Source organism: Pseudonocardia sp. (genome assembly GCF_025965585.1).
In the GTDB taxonomy this organism is placed as follows: domain Bacteria; phylum Actinomycetota; class Actinomycetes; order Mycobacteriales; family Pseudonocardiaceae; genus Pseudonocardia.
This window is the reverse complement of sequence record NZ_JAOPWR010000303.1, coordinates 1-13,471: the sequence shown is the minus strand read 5'-3', so window position 1 is coordinate 13,471 and position 13,471 is coordinate 1. Positions and strand designations below refer to the sequence as shown.

15 protein-coding genes are annotated in these 13,471 nt (G+C 74.3%); 6 read left to right on the top strand and 9 right to left on the bottom strand.

What is annotated here, in order from left to right; genetic code table 11:
• Positions 1-210: 210 nt before the first annotated feature.
• Positions 211-627 carry a MerR family transcriptional regulator gene (locus JWR81_RS18645; protein ID WP_297654100.1) on the top strand — a complete coding sequence of 139 codons (417 nt, stop codon included), beginning with the start codon at positions 211-213 and terminating at the stop codon, positions 625-627.
• A 61-nt stretch (positions 628-688) separates the two neighbouring features.
• Positions 689-1,486 carry an alpha/beta hydrolase gene (locus JWR81_RS18640; protein WP_297654097.1) on the top strand — a complete coding sequence of 266 codons (798 nt, stop codon included), beginning with the start codon at positions 689-691 and terminating at the stop codon, positions 1,484-1,486.
• A 13-nt stretch (positions 1,487-1,499) separates the two neighbouring features.
• On the opposite strand, the gene JWR81_RS18635 is transcribed toward JWR81_RS18640, so the two are convergent.
• Entirely contained in the window at positions 1,500-1,709 is a 210-nt protein-coding gene (locus JWR81_RS18635) for a hypothetical protein (protein WP_297654094.1), read from the bottom strand.
• Between the two features lie 48 nt (positions 1,710-1,757).
• Positions 1,758-2,537 carry a putative protein N(5)-glutamine methyltransferase gene (locus JWR81_RS18630; RefSeq protein ID WP_297654091.1) on the bottom strand — a complete coding sequence of 260 codons (780 nt, stop codon included), beginning with the start codon at positions 2,535-2,537 and terminating at the stop codon, positions 1,758-1,760.
• 147 nt (positions 2,538-2,684) lie between these two features.
• Here JWR81_RS18630 and JWR81_RS18625 point away from each other — a divergent pair, with 147 nt between their 5' ends.
• Entirely contained in the window at positions 2,685-2,972 is a 288-nt protein-coding gene (locus tag JWR81_RS18625; RefSeq protein WP_297654086.1) for a DUF4326 domain-containing protein, read from the top strand.
• A 107-nt stretch (positions 2,973-3,079) separates the two neighbouring features.
• Here JWR81_RS18625 and JWR81_RS18620 read toward each other — a convergent pair whose 3' ends face one another.
• From JWR81_RS18620 to JWR81_RS18605, 4 genes are read right to left on the bottom strand one after another with little or no spacing between them, the layout of a single operon-like run.
• Complete coding sequence (locus tag JWR81_RS18620; protein WP_297654083.1) at positions 3,080-4,747, bottom strand: FAD-binding dehydrogenase; 1,668 nt, start codon at positions 4,745-4,747, stop codon at positions 3,080-3,082.
• Between the two features lie 44 nt (positions 4,748-4,791).
• Complete coding sequence (locus tag JWR81_RS18615) at positions 4,792-5,763, bottom strand: patatin-like phospholipase family protein (protein WP_297654080.1); 972 nt, start codon at positions 5,761-5,763, stop codon at positions 4,792-4,794.
• Positions 5,764-5,770: 7 nt separating this feature from the next.
• Entirely contained in the window at positions 5,771-5,908 is a 138-nt protein-coding gene (locus JWR81_RS18610; RefSeq protein ID WP_297654077.1) for a hypothetical protein, read from the bottom strand.
• 37 nt (positions 5,909-5,945) lie between these two features.
• The gene (locus tag JWR81_RS18605; RefSeq protein ID WP_297654074.1) at positions 5,946-6,239 is read right to left on the bottom strand and encodes a hypothetical protein; all 294 of its coding nucleotides are present in this window, start codon (positions 6,237-6,239) and stop codon (positions 5,946-5,948) included.
• 159 nt (positions 6,240-6,398) lie between these two features.
• On the opposite strand from JWR81_RS18605, the gene JWR81_RS18600 reads away from it, so the two are divergent.
• Positions 6,399-7,631 (top strand): serine hydrolase, encoded by a 1,233-nt coding sequence (locus JWR81_RS18600; RefSeq protein WP_297654071.1) that lies wholly within the window; start codon positions 6,399-6,401, stop codon positions 7,629-7,631.
• Entirely contained in the window at positions 7,631-8,026 is a 396-nt protein-coding gene (locus tag JWR81_RS18595; RefSeq protein WP_297654068.1) for a phage holin family protein, read from the top strand. Before JWR81_RS18600 ends, JWR81_RS18595 begins: the two co-directional genes overlap by 1 nt.
• A gap of 29 nt (positions 8,027-8,055) precedes the next feature.
• On the opposite strand, the gene tenA is transcribed toward JWR81_RS18595, so the two are convergent.
• From tenA to JWR81_RS18580, 3 genes are read right to left on the bottom strand one after another with little or no spacing between them, the layout of a single operon-like run.
• Positions 8,056-8,733, bottom strand: coding sequence for a thiaminase II (gene tenA / locus JWR81_RS18590; RefSeq protein WP_297654065.1), 678 nt, complete (start codon positions 8,731-8,733; stop codon positions 8,056-8,058).
• Entirely contained in the window at positions 8,705-10,315 is a 1,611-nt protein-coding gene (locus JWR81_RS18585; protein ID WP_297654062.1) for a dynamin family protein, read from the bottom strand. The genes tenA and JWR81_RS18585 overlap by 29 nt, the downstream gene beginning before the upstream one ends.
• Positions 10,312-12,009: a hypothetical protein gene (locus tag JWR81_RS18580; protein ID WP_297654059.1), complete on the bottom strand. Its 1,698-nt coding sequence runs from the start codon at positions 12,007-12,009 to the stop codon at positions 10,312-10,314. The genes JWR81_RS18585 and JWR81_RS18580 overlap by 4 nt, the downstream gene beginning before the upstream one ends.
• Before the next feature lie 99 nt (positions 12,010-12,108).
• Between JWR81_RS18580 and JWR81_RS18575 the strand changes: the two genes are divergently transcribed.
• Positions 12,109-13,065, top strand: coding sequence for a hypothetical protein (locus JWR81_RS18575; protein WP_297654056.1), 957 nt, complete (start codon positions 12,109-12,111; stop codon positions 13,063-13,065).
• Positions 13,066-13,471: the final 406 nt, after the last annotated feature.

Below are 13,471 nucleotides of genomic sequence, written 5' to 3'. Positions count from 1 at the left end.
TACTCGGCGAGACGGACTTATCGGGCACCTGGGCTCCATCCGAACCCGGCACCGCTCAGAGATCGGGGGAGTGCGACGGGCTGGGGATCTCCTCACCAGAACCCGGCGTGGACGGGCAAGGACGACCACCGGCCCGAGAACCTCGTCAAGCACCGAGACGACGTTCTCGGCTTGACCTCCGAGCCGAGGTGAAGCTCTACGGTCCGGCACGTGAGCGGCTACCGGATCTCCCAGCTCGCCGAGCGGACCGGCGCCCCGGCCACGACGGTGCGCTACTACGAGCGGGAGGATCTCCTCCCTGCGGCACGCACGGCGGCGGGGTACCGGGTCTACACCGACGCCGACGTGGACCGGGTCGGGTTCATTTGCGCGACACAGCACCTGGGCCTGCCGCTGGACCGGGTCCGCGGCGGTGACGCCCTTCGGGAGCCCGCGGCCGGCGGTGGCGCCACCGTGCGCCTGCCGGCCGACCGCGCTGGTGAGCTCGCCGATCCCGCGGTCGCCGAGCAGGAGTGCTGCCGGTTCGTCGGCTTCGAGATGGCGTTCGACGGGCCGCGCGTCGCGCTGACCGCCCGCGCTCCCGGCGCAGCAGAGGTCCTCGTCCAGGACCTGTTCGACCATCGATGAGTTCGGCGAGGCCGACTGGTCTGCCGTGTGAGCATGGGGCTCGACGAGAGGCGGCATCAAGGTGACAACGCGATCCGTGGAGACGGTGCGGTCGGCCGACGGCACCACCGTCGCCGTCGAACGGGAGGGCGACGGCCCGGCGCTCGTGGTGGTGGCCGGTGCGTTCTGCGACCGGACGGCCTTCGCCGGCATGGCGGGGATGCTGGCCGGCGGGCGCACCGTGTTCCGCTACGACCGGCGCGGCCGCGGGGACAGTGGCAACACGCTGCCGTACTCCGTGGACCGCGAGATCGAGGACCTCGCCGCGGTCGTCGCCGCGGCGGGAGGCTCGGCGGCGCTGTGCGGGCACTCGTCGGGAGCGGCGCTGGCCCTCGAGTTCGCCGCCCGCAGCGCGGCCGTGACCGCGCTCGTGGCCTACGAGCCGCCGTACGCGGCGGACGACACGAGCGCGGAGGACGACCGCTTCCGGCGGGAGCTGACGGAGGCCGTCGACACCGGCCGGCTCGGTGATGCGGCCAGGCTGTTCCTCGTGCAGACGGGCATGCCCGCGGAGGCGGTGGCCGGCATGGCGGCCGCTCCGTGGTGGCCCCGGATGGAGGCGCTCGCCCCGACGCTGCCCTACGAGGTCGCCGTCGTCGGCGGCGGAGTGCCGGCGGCGAGGCTGGCGACGATCACCGCGCCGACCCTGGTACTGGCGGGCGGCAACAGCTCCACGTGGTTCCGCGACACCGCCCGGGCGGTGGCCGCCGCCGTCCCCGGCGCGCGCGACGGCGAGCTGCCGGACCAGGACCACAACGTCGATGAGAAGGTGCTCGCCGCGACGGTGTCGGACTTCGTGGGTGGCAGCGTCGGCGGGTGAGTGGCGCGGCTCCTCACCCGCGCTCGACGCGCCGGCCGGATCGGGCCACCGCGTGGGTGCGGACGATCGCCTGCGCGGCCGCGTCGTCGTCACGGGGCGTGCGGAAGTCGGGCCGGTCGATCCACTCCGTGGGCCAGCCGGTGTGCCGCTGCGTCCGGTTGCGGGCGACGCCGAGGTAGAGGCCGAAGTCGGGGTGGCGGGCCGTCGGGGAGGGCTTGGCCACGACCGCGACCGTGGACCACGGTTCCGTCGGGGAGCACCACAGCGCCGGTCACGGTGCGGTCCCGACGACCACCGTCGCGTCCAGCTCGTCGGACGTGGCCACCCGCGGGGTGAGGCCGCCCTCGGCGAAGGCCGCCGCGGTGAGCATGGACTGGTCCTTGCTCGTCTCGATCAGCAGGTGGCCGCCCTTTCGCAGCCACCGCACAGCACCGGCGGCCACGCGGCGCTGGACGTCGAGACCGTCGGCGCCGCCGTCGAGGGCGACGCGGGCCTCGTGGTCGCGGGCCTCCGGCGGCATCATGCCGATCGCCCCCGTCGGGACGTACGGGGCGTTCGCGACGAGGATGTCCACGCGCCCGTGCAGCGAGGCGGGCAGCGGCGCGTAGAGATCCCCCTCGTACACCTGCCCGCCCACGATGGCGACGTTGCGGCGGGCGCACGGCAGCGCGGCGGGGTCGATGTCGGCGGCGTGCAGCTCGACGTCACCGACGACGGCTGCGATCGCGACGCCGACCGCCCCCGTGCCGCAGCACAGGTCGACGACGACTGCCCCGGGCCGGGCGAGGGCGGCGGCCTCCTTGACGAGTAACGCGGAGCGCCGGCGGGGGACGAAGACGCCGGGGTCGACGGCGATGCGCAGGCCGCAGAACTCCGCCCAGCCCAGGAGGTGCTCCAGGGGGAGGCCGGTGACGCGGCGGTCGACGAGGACCGCGAGCTCCTCGGGGGTGGACGCGGCGGCGGTGAGCAGCCGCGCTTCGTCCTCGGCGAAGACGCAACCCGCGGCACGGAGTGTGGTGACGACCGTGGGGAAGGACTCGGAGGTGGGCACAGGGACCTTTCGGGAGGCGTGGGGGCGCTCCCGCAGCCGTTACGGCAGGCGACGAGGTGGGAGCGCGCGATCCGGTCGAGCGGTGATCGGTCCCACCTCCTCCGTCGGCGTCGTGAGCGGCCGATGATGCCATGACAGGGTGAAGGGGTGCCCGAACGGATCCAGCTGCGCCGTACCCGGGGCTGGCGCAAGCCCGAAGGAGCGGTGGTGGTCTCGAGACCATCGCGCTGGGGCAACCCGTTCCCGGTCGGCGGGGACGTGCCCGACCGCGCCCGTTCCGTCGCGCTCTACGACCAGTACCTCGCCGACCGGCCGGAGCTGCGTGAGCGGGCCCGCGCCGAGCTGCGTGGCCGGGATCTGGCCTGCTGGTGTCCGGTGGGCGAGCCGTGCCACGGCGACGTGCTGATGCGCGTCGCCAACGCACTGCGCGGCTGACGGCGCCCGGGTCATCCCGCCGATCGGGGTCGCTCCGCCGGGGTGTCAGCGAGCGCGGGGAGCGGGGAGCGGGAAGAGGGAGCCCCGACGGTCTCCCGGCCGGATCGTCAGCCGGTCACCAGCGCCGCCGCCCGGCCCGCCTGCCGTCCGGAGAAGATGCAGCCGCCCAGGAACGTGCCCTCGAGCGAGCGGTAGCCGTGCACGCCGCCGCCGCCGAAACCCGCGACCTCGCCGGCCGCGTAGAGGCCGGGGAAGGGCGTGACGTCGTCGCGGAGCACCCTGCCGGACAGGTCGGTCTGCAGGCCGCCGAGCGTCTTGCGGGTGACGATGTTGAGCCGCACGGCGATGAGCGGGCCGTTGCGCGGGTCGAGGATCTTGTGCGGGGTGGCGGTGCGCACGAGCTTGTCGCCCCGGTAGCGGCGCGCGCCGTGGATCGCCGTGACCTGGAGGTCCTTGGTGAACGGGTTGTCGATCTCGCGGTCGCGCGCGGCGATCTGGCGCTGCAGGTCGGCGAGGTCGAGCAGCGGCTCGTCGGTGAGCTTGTTCATGCCCGTCACGAGCTCGGCCAGCGTGTCGGCCACGACGAAGTCCTCGCCGTGCTGCTTGAAAGCCTCGACGGGCCCGGGTGCGCCGGGCCGGATGCGGCCGAGCGTGGCGGCGATGTCCTTGCCGGTCAGGTCGGGGTTCTGCTCCGATCCCGAGAGCGCGAACTCCTTCTCGATGATCTTCTGGGTGAGCACGAACCACGAGTGGTCGTAGCCGGAGTCGGTGATAGCCGTGAGCGTGCTGAGGGTGTCGAAGCCGGGGAAGTTCGGCGCGGAGAAGCGCTTGCCCCGCGCGTCGAACCACATCGAGGACGGGCCGGGCAGGATGCGGATGCCGTGCCGGGCCCAGATCGGGTCCCAGTTGCGGATGCCCTCGGTGTAGTGCCACATGCGGTCGCGGTTCACCAGGCGGGCACCCGCGTCCTCGGCGATGCCGAGCATCCGGCCGTCCACGTGCTCGGGGACGCCGGAGATCATGTGCTTCGGCGGGGTGCCCAGCCGGGCGGGCCAGTTCTTCCGGACGAGATCGTGGTTGGCGCCGATGCCGCCGGACGTGACGATCACGGCATGGGCACTCAGCGTGAACTCGCCCTGCTCGACGCGGGAGCTCGCGGTGCCGCGGGCGGCCGTCGACGGCTCCAGGACCGCGCCGTGCACGCCGTCGACCACGCCGTCGGTGACGTTCAGGCCGTCCACGCGGTGGCGGAAGCGGAACTCCACCAGGCCCGAGGCGACGGCCTCCCGCGCCCGCCGCTCGAACGGGGCGACGACGCCGGGACCGGTGCCCCAGGTGACGTGGAAGCGCGGCACGGAGTTGCCGTGGCCGTCGGCGAGGCCGCCGCCGCGCTCGGCCCAGCCGACCACGGGAAAGAAGCGCACGCCCATCGCGTGCAGCCAGGGACGCTTCTCACCTGCGGCGAAGTCGAGGTAGGCGGTCGCCCACTGGCGGGCCCAGAAGTCCTCACCCGCCGGGTCGTCGACGCCGCGGTCGAAGCCGGCGCTGCCCAGCCAGTCCTGCATGGCGAGGTCGAACGAGTCGCGGATGCCCAGGCGTCGCTGCTCGGGGGAGTCGACGAGGAACAGCCCGCCGAACGACCAGTAGGCCTGGCCGCCGAGGTTGGACTCGGGTTCCTGGTCGAGCAGCAGCACGCGCCTGCCGGCGTCGGCCAGCTCCGCCGTCGCCACCAGCCCCGCGAGCCCGGCCCCCACCACGATCACATCGGCATCCATGAGCACGACCCTCCTGCGACCCGCGACGACGGTCAAGGCGCTCGTCAGGGGGTGACAGGTCCGGTGCTCAGCGGGGCCAGTGCGGCCTCCACCGTGGCGTAACCGATGCGTGCGGCCCGGTAGACCCGCGAGACGTCCGTGGTCAGGCCCTTCACGCCCGCGTCCGTGCCGGGGGTGAGGGCGAGCAGGTGCCTGCCCTCGCGGGACGGGTGGCCGGCGTCGTCGAGCACGGTGAGCACCGGCCCGATGCGGTGGCTCTCCTCGGCGATCGTGCCCAGCCCGGGGGCGAGCCGGTCCAGGGCGCGGGCCCACCGCGCGGGGCCTGCGCCCGGGTCCGCGCGGCGCAGGTCGGGCACCGTGCGGTTGATCAGCACCAGCACGTGCGTGGCCCCGTCACGCAGGGCACGCAGCACCGGCAGCGGCTCGGACACCGAGCCGTCGATCCACCGTCGCCCGTGCAGCTCGATGGACGGGCCGGCCAGCACCGGGATCGCCGCCGTGGCGCGCAGCGCCGTCTTCCACTCCGACGCGGTGCGCGGCTCCAGGACGTGCGAGGTCAGGTCGTCGGCGGCCGTGGCGACCACGCGCAGCGGGACGGGGGAGTCGCGCAGCCGGTCCCACGGCATGGGCTTGGAATGCACCATCACGTCGTCGAGCAGGTAGTCCAGCGAGACCACCGGCTTGCGGGAGCCGAGGCGGCGCGGGTCGGCGAACGACCGGCAGGCCATGTCCTCGAAGAAGATGTGCGCCGAGCCGCGGCCGTCGCCCAGCAGCAGGGCGGCCCCGATGTACGCGCCCGCCGAGGCCCCGTAGACCACGTCGAACATGCCGCCCAGCCCGGCGTCGTCGAGCGCGTGCGCCATGCCGCCCGCGTACGCGCCGCGCATGCCCCCGCCGCTGACGACGAGCGCGATGCGGTTCCCGTCGTCCGTGCCGCCGCTGTCGCGCCGGTGCACGAGGGCGCGCAGCACCTCGTCGTCACCGGGCAGCGGGACCGTCCCGGGGCGCACCGTCACTCCGCGATCATCCCGCGTGCGCGGGGCTTCCGGCATCGGACTGTGACCGACGGGCCAGCGGCAGGTCGGCCACCGTGCGCCAGGAGTCCGGGGCGCGCGAGCCCACCATCAGCGCCGCCGCATCGATCTCGGCGCGCACGGGCATGGCTCGGACCCGCCGCGCCGCCCCCCTGATCGGCGGCTCAGGCGGGAACGGCGCCGGTGAGCTGCAGCAGGCCGCCGACGACCGCCAGCAGGAGCAGCATCGCCAGCACTCCGGCGATCGCGCCGACCAGGCTGCGGGCGAGGGTGGGCCCGGGCCCGTCGAGAGTGGCCGCCGCCGCGGGGGTGACGGGGCCGGCGGCGAACGGGCCGGTGCCGAAGGGAGCAGCGGCGGGCAGGCCGTCGGCGAGCACGGGCGTGCGACCCGTGGGGGCCTGGGCCTCCCAGCTGATCGGAGTGGCGGGCGGAAGCGTCGCGGTGCGGGGTGCGGCCATCGGGGTCACCGGCTTCGGGGAGGGGGCCGTGGTGTCGGCCCGACATCCCCCTGTCGGGACGACCGGTGAGCCTGTTATCCGAGCTCAGGGGCGTTCACCGGTTCCAGCGATGATCGTCGGAGAACGTGACGGGGAGTGATCGGGAGTAGGGTCGCGACCGTGGCTCAGATCAAGGTGGACGCCGAACCGGGAGAGGTCGGCTTCGACGCCGATCGCCTGGGGCGCATCGATTCCCACTTCCGCCGCTACGTCGACGACGGCCGGCTGCCCGGCTGGACGATCGCCGTGGCCCGCCGGGGTCGGGTAGCCCATCTGGCCCATTACGGGCTGGCCGACGTCGAGGCCGGCCGGCCCGTCGCCGACGACACCCTCTGGCGTATCTACTCGATGAGCAAGCCGGTCACCTCGGTGGCCGCGATGATGCTCTACGAGCGCGGCGCGCTGGAGCTGACCGACCCGGTGTCGCGCTACATCCCGGCGTTCGCCGACATGCGCGTCTACCGCGGCGGGTCCGCCGCCAACCCGGGCACGGTGCCCGCCACCGAACCGATGCGGGTGTGGCACCTGCTCAGCCATACCTCCGGGCTCACCTACGGCTTCCACCACGCCCACCCGGTCGACGAGATGTATCGGGCGAAGGGCTTCGAGTTCGGCGTCCCGCGGGGCATGGACCTCGAGGGCGCCTGCGACGCGTTCGCGCAGTTCCCGCTCGTGTTCGACCCCGGCACGGAGTGGAACTACTCGGTGGCCACCGACGTGCTGGGCCGCGTGGTCGAGGTGGCGTCCGGGAAGACGCTCGACGCCTTCATCGCCGAGGAGATCCTCGGCCCGCTCGACATGACAGACACCGCGTTCTCGGTGGGCGAGACCGACCTCGACCGGCTCGCCGCGCTCTACGTGCGCAACCCGGCGGGCGGCCTGCGCCGCTACGACGCGATGGGCGACGCCGTCACGAGGCCGGCCACCTACCTGTCGGGCGGCGGCGGGCTCGTGTCCACCGCGGCCGACTACCACCGCTTCACACAGATGCTCGCCCGCGGCGGCGAGCTCGACGGGGCTCGCCTGCTCTCCCCGCGCACCGTCGCCTACATGGCCCGCAACCACCTGCCCGGTGGCCACGACCTCGCGGCGATCGGTCGCCCGATCTTCGCCGAGTCCTCCTTCCAGGGCGTCGGTTTCGGGCTCGGCTTCTCCGTCGTGCTCGACCCGGCCGCAGGCAAGGGCGTCACCAGCGCCGGCGAGTACGCGTGGGGCGGGCTGGCCAGCACCGCGTTCTGGGTGGATCCCGTCGAGGAGATCACCGCGCTGTTCTTCACCCAGCTCCTGCCGTCGAGCACCTACCCGATCCGCCCGCAGCTGCGGGCCCTCGTCAACCAGGCGGTGGTGGACTGATGTCAAACGCTCTGGCGTACGTCATCCGGGTGGCGGTCATCGCCGTCAGCCTCTGGGTCGCCACGCTCATCGTCCCCGGCATCCACAACGAAGCCGGCACCACGGGCTCCCGTGTGGGCACGCTCATCGTGGTGGCGTTGATCTTCGGGCTCGTCAACGCCACGCTCAAGCCGCTGATCAAGACGGTCGGCTGCGCGTTCTACCTGCTGACGCTGGGCCTGATCGGGCTCGTCGTCAACGCGCTGCTGTTCCTGCTCGTCGGGTTCATCGCCGAGCGGATCGGCCTGCCGTTCACCGTCGACGGGTTCGGGCCGGCGTTCTTCGGCGCCATCGTCGTGGCCATCGTGAGCTTCGTGTTGCACGTCGTCATCCCGGACCGCCTCGACCAGCGCTGACCGCGACCACGAACCAGTACGGATCGGGATCAGACGGGCCACTGCTCCTGCCGGTAGCCGGCGTCCCAGAACATCCACTCGTAGCGCGACGTGGTGCGGTGGTGCTCCCGCACGCGGGCCAGCTCGGTCTCCGACAGCGTCGCGCCGACCCGGTCGGTGACCTCCAGCACCGCGTCGACCACGGCCTGGAACTCCGCGCCGCCGTACATCGCGATCCAGCGGGCGTAGAGCGGGTCGGGCGAGCTGCGCGCCACCAGCTCCTCGCCGACGCGGGCGTAGATCCAGTAGCACGGCAGCACCGCGCCGACGGCCTCCGCGAAGGACCCGCCGTACACGGTGGCGAGCATGTAGCTGACGTAGGCACGGGTGGTGGGGGCCACCGGCTCGGCCGCGGCCTCCTCGGGCGGGGAGCCCATCTCCGCCATCAGCGCGGCGTGCAGGTCACGCTCGGCCGCGATCGCCCCCGCGGCGTGCTCGGCGAACATGACCGTGCCGTCCTCGTCGGGGGCCTTGGCCGCGCACACCGCGAGCGCCTTCGCGTAGCCACGCAGGTAGTGGGCGTCCTGCACGATGTAGTGCCGGAACGCCTCGCGCGGCAGCGTGCCGTCGGTCAGACCGGCGATGAAGGGGTGGGCGAGTATCGCGGCGTAGACGTCCTCCACGTCGGACCACAGGACGTCACGGGTGCGCGGGGCTGCGGTGACCATGTGGATCACGGTAGGCCACCTCGCCCGGTCCGGGCCTGCCGATGTCGGCCATCAAGGCCGCGAGGTCCGGGCGGGGCACCACCGCTGCGGGAGGCACCTGCGCGACGAGCGCCTCGCAGCTGCGCACCGCCGCTCGGAACGACTGGGCGGTGGCCGGATCGAGCAGCGGGTCGTCGAGCAATCGGTGCCAGTACGCGACGCCCCGCAGGGCCGTGTCCCGCAGCGCCACCGGCGCGGTGTCGGCGGGCATCCCCAGCCGCACCGCCGCGGACGTGCCGCGGCCGCCGAGGGCCCGGTGCAGCATGTCCCGCGTCGCCTCCTCCACCGGCAGGCCGCCGAGCCCGGCCAGCACCCGCAGCTCGGTGAACATGTGGGTGTCGGCGAGGGCGAGGTCCACGGCGCGCAGCAGCCGGGCGATCCGCGGCGTCGGGCGGCGCCCGAGCACACGGCGCAGCGACCGCAGCGCGGTGTGGGCCTTGAGCTGCCCGTGTCGGCCGCCGAACCGGGCGTCGATCGTGGCGCGCAGCTCGTCGAGACCGCTGTGCCGGACCAGGGACGCGGCCAGCGACGGCGCGTCCGTGGCGCCCGCGCGCACGAGCGACACCGCGATCCGGACGCCGATCATGCCGAACGCGCCGAGCAGGTCCTCGCGATCGGGGTCGCCCGCGCCGACGAAGCGCCCGGGGGACACGAGCGCCGCGTCGAGGTCGACGTCGGGCAGCTCGGCGAGCGAGCGCAGCGTCGTGAACTCCCGCTGGCGCAGCGTCCGCCCGCGCACGGCCAGCAGGCCGGACACCGCGAGGAAGTCCCGGTGCAGGCCGTCGAGCTCGGCGGCGGTGCACAGCTCCGCGCTGACGCGCCGGGCCGCGTCCAGCGACGCTCCGGGCCCGGAATCGAGCTGTCCGGCGTCGAACCGCCCGCCGTCGATCTCGTCGGCCCGCGACAGCACGCCGACGATCCCCAGTGGCCCCCGTCCCGAGCCGACACGCTGCTGCACCTGGCGCAGCAGCGCCACGTCGGTGCTGTGCAGCGAGCGCATCAGGTAGACCACCGCGTCGGCCTCGCACTCGCCCTCGTCGGGGGTGAGGAACGCGAGCGTGCGCGCCGACACGTCGCGGGAGTTCGACGACGTTCCGGGGGTGTCCACAAGCGTGTAGCGGTCCAGCAGTGACGACGGCCAGCCCACCTCCAGCCGCTCCACGCGGTCGGCGGTGACCGGCGCGAGGTCGAGCACGAGCCTGCCGTCGACGCGGTGGACGGGCAGGGAGGTGTGCCGTCCGCCGTCGTGGGTGAGGTCTACCCGCGGGCTGGACGCGCGGCGGAACCACGTGACCACCCGCGTGCACTCGGTGGCGTCGGTGGGGGCGATCTCCTCGCCGACCAGCGCGTTGAGCAGCGTCGACTTGCCGGACTTCAGGGTGCCGGCGAGCGCGATCCGCAGCGGCTCGTCCAGCCGCCGCTCGCACACGGCGAGCTCCTCGTCCACCTCCCACCCGCTCAGCTCGCTGCGGGCGTCCCGGAGCAGCATGCGAGCGAGCACGACCGGATCGGTCACGGCCGGGATCGCTGCCGGGTCGGTCATCGCTGGGCGCTCCGGCCGGCCGGGAGCAGGCCTGCGGCACGGACGCGCAGCTGGCGCAGCTCGCCGAGGCTGTCCTGGACCTCGGCGATCCGTGCGTCGCGCCGGTCGGCGTGCAGCCGTCCGGCGTCCTGGGCCGAGCGCAGCGCGTCGTCGGCCGAGCGCAGCATCTCGCCGGCCAGTGCGGCGAAGTGGTCGCGCAGTGTGCGCTGCACCTCGCGGAGCCGGAACCGCGACTCGTTGCCGACCTGGAAGATCACGTCGTCCATCAGCCGGTTGACCGACGTCTTCGCCTCGGCCTGGCGGCGCGCGGTGCGGCTCTTGTGGTCCTCGCGGAACGTGTTGGCGCCCAGCAGGACGCCCGCGCCGATCGACCACGGGTTGACCAGGGCGAGCCCGGCGAGACTCGTCATCACGCCGACCATGAGGATGCCGCCGTAGGAGCCCCGCATGCTCGAGATCACCCGCTGCACGACGCCGGCCTTGCGGCTGTCGAGAGGTTCGAGCGCCATCACCGGGTCGAGCACCGACCCGGTGTCGTCGAGGTTCAGGGCGGGCACGGCCACCGTCCCGTCGTCGGCGAAGCGCTCGGCGACCTGCGCGGCCAGCTGCTGCGAGCGGGAGTGGGCCAGCACGAAGTTCTGCCGGACGCATTCGGCGATCCGGCCGTGGAGCCAGGTGTCGAACTCGTCCCAGCGCTTCGCCGGGTCGGACCTCATGATGTCGGTCTCGGCCTCGCGCACGACCACGCGCAGCCGGTGCCGCAGGTCGTGCTCGACCTCGACGGCCAGCTCGGTGGCACCGTCGCCGAGCGTGTTCTGCCAGTTCGCCGAGCGCGTCCGCAGCCGCTCGGCGGACAGCTGTGCCGCGCGAAGGCGGTCGAGGAGCTCGGCCTCGCGGCTCGGGTCGTTCAGGACGTCGAGCTCGGCGTTCAGCGCCAGCGCGACGTGGTCGGTCACCACCCGGACGTCGTTGACGACGGCGGCGCGCACCACGGCGTCGGCGGCGCCCACCACCCGTTCCCGGAGGAAGCCGAGCAGCTGCGGGACGCCGGACTCGACGGCCAGGGCGTCGTCGCCGCTGCGCAACGCGGCCTGCTGCATCGGGGAGGACACGGGCAGCAGCGGGATGTCGAGTCCCGCGGCCGTCAGGTGTCCGCGGTTCGCCCGCTGGATGTCACCCCACTGCGGGTAGGCGTCGATCTTGGTGATGACGCCGACGACGGTCGGGCACAGCGCGTGCACCTGCGCCAGGTAGTCGATCTCCGGCGCCGTGTACTCCTGGCTGGCGTCGGACACGAACAGCACCGCGTCCGCGCCCGCGAGGACGGGGAGCGCGGCGGCGGCGCCCGCGGAGTCCTCGCCGGAGGTGCCGGGGACGTCGACGAGCGAGAGGTTCTCCGACAGCAGGTCGTAGGCCGCGGTGACGTCGGCTCGGGACGCGCTCGGCCGCCTCCCGGCGGTGACGCCGACCAGGGTCTCGGCGAGCGCGCTCATGCCCTGGCCGGACTGCCCCGTCACCACCACCCGGAGCAGCGGGTCGGTGACGCGTGCCCGGGCGCCGAGGAGGCGCTCGCCGAGGTCGGGTCGCCCGGCGGCGTCGGTGAGGACGCGGAGCCGGTCGAGCAGCGCGAGCATGTCGGCGGCCGGCGGCGGCTTCGCGGGGGCGTGGACGACCTGATCCGTCGTGACGGACACGGGAATCTCCTTGCGGTGCGGGAGCGGGCGGGCGCCCGGCCCGTGCCACGGACGGGGCACGGACCGGGCGGACGGTTTGCCGATCAGTGGTGGACGGTCGTGTGGTCGATGGTCGTGTGGTCGGTGGTGGTCGTGGTCGTCGCGCCGGTGGTCAGGCCGCTCGAGAGGCCACTGGTGGTGGCCGCGAGCCCGCTGTGGGCGGCGGTGGTGTCGGTGGTGGCCGCCGTGCCCGTGGTGGTGCCCGTGGTGGTGGCCGCGGGTGTCGTCGTGTGGGCCGTCGTGTCGGTCGTGGTGGTGGCCGGTGCGGTGGTGGTGGGCGCGGTGCTGGTGGCGGCGGGTGTCGTGGTGTGGGCCGTCGTGGCCGGTGTGGTGTTGGCCGGTGCGGTGGTGTTGGCCGGTGCGGTGGTGTGGGTGGTGGCGGAGCCGGTGGCCGCGGTTCCGGTGGCGGCCGTGGTCGCCGTCGGCGCGGTGTGCGCGGTCGTAGCGGCTCCGGTGGTGGCCGCGGCGGTCCCGGTGTGGTCCGCGGCGGTGGCGCCGGTCGTGGCGTGGCCGACGGTGGCCGCGGGGGTGGGGGCCGCCGGGGCCGTGGCCGCGGGGCCGGTCGTCCCCGCCGCTGTGCCGAAGCCGGCGGTGGTGGTTCCGGTCGCACCACCGACGGTGGTGTGGCCCGTCGTGCCGGTGGTCGCGGTCCCGGTGGGCGCGTCGTGGGCGCCCGCGGATGTCGTGCCGGCGCCCAGCAGCGCGGCGACGTTCCCGGCCGTGTGGCTGTCGGCGCCGGTGGTGGCGGAGCCGCCGAGGTCGGCGGTGGGCGCCACCGGGCCGGTGGCGCCCGTGTGGACGTTCGAGCCAGAGGTCGTCGTCGCCGCGCCCGTGGTGACGTGCGCCGCCGTGTTCGCGGTCGCCGCGTTCTCGACGGTGCTGGTGAGCGGCTGGGCGGCCGCGCTGGCGTGGGTGGACGCGCTGACCGGCGTGGTGGTCACCGGCTGGCTGGTGGCCGCGGTGCCGACCCCGGCCGCGGCACCGGCCGTGGCGGTGGTGGTGCCGCTGACGACCTGACCCGCGATCTGCCCGGCCACCGGCGATGCCGACAGGCCCGCCTGGCCGGTCGACGCTGCGAGACCGGACGCGGAGAACGAGGTACCTGCGGGCGCGACCCGGGCAGAGGTGTCGCCGTGCTCGTCCGTGAGGCGGCCGGCGACCGTCGCACCGGCGAAGCCGGCCGCTCCGACGGCGGCGTGGGCCCCGATGTGGGTGTCGGGGGTGTGGGTGCCGCCCGACGGGGTCGTGCCGGGGTGGGTGCCGGCCGGTGTCCCGTGCCGGCCGGCGTTGTGCTGGTCGGGGGTGGACCCACCGCGCTCGCCCGTGGGGCGCCCGCCGTCCGAGCCGGCAGGCCCCGCGCTCCGGTCACCGGAGTGAACGCCGACGGAGTGGGCACTGCCGGGGTCAGCGTGGCCGGGGTTGT

Coding starts and splice junctions, on each gene's coding strand:
- JWR81_RS18620 (WP_297654083.1), bottom strand. CDS start 4,747: ATGGATGCCGATGTGATCGTGGTGGGGGCCGGGCTCGCGGGGCTGGTG.
- JWR81_RS18610 (WP_297654077.1), bottom strand. CDS start 5,908: ATGCCCGTGCGCGCCGAGATCGATGCGGCGGCGCTGATGGTGGGCTCG.
- JWR81_RS18605 (WP_297654074.1), bottom strand. CDS start 6,239: ATGGCCGCACCCCGCACCGCGACGCTTCCGCCCGCCACTCCGATCAGC.
- JWR81_RS18595 (WP_297654068.1), top strand. CDS start 7,631: ATGTCAAACGCTCTGGCGTACGTCATCCGGGTGGCGGTCATCGCCGTC.
- tenA (WP_297654065.1), bottom strand. CDS start 8,733: ATGGTCACCGCAGCCCCGCGCACCCGTGACGTCCTGTGGTCCGACGTG.
- JWR81_RS18585 (WP_297654062.1), bottom strand. CDS start 10,315: ATGACCGACCCGGCAGCGATCCCGGCCGTGACCGATCCGGTCGTGCTC.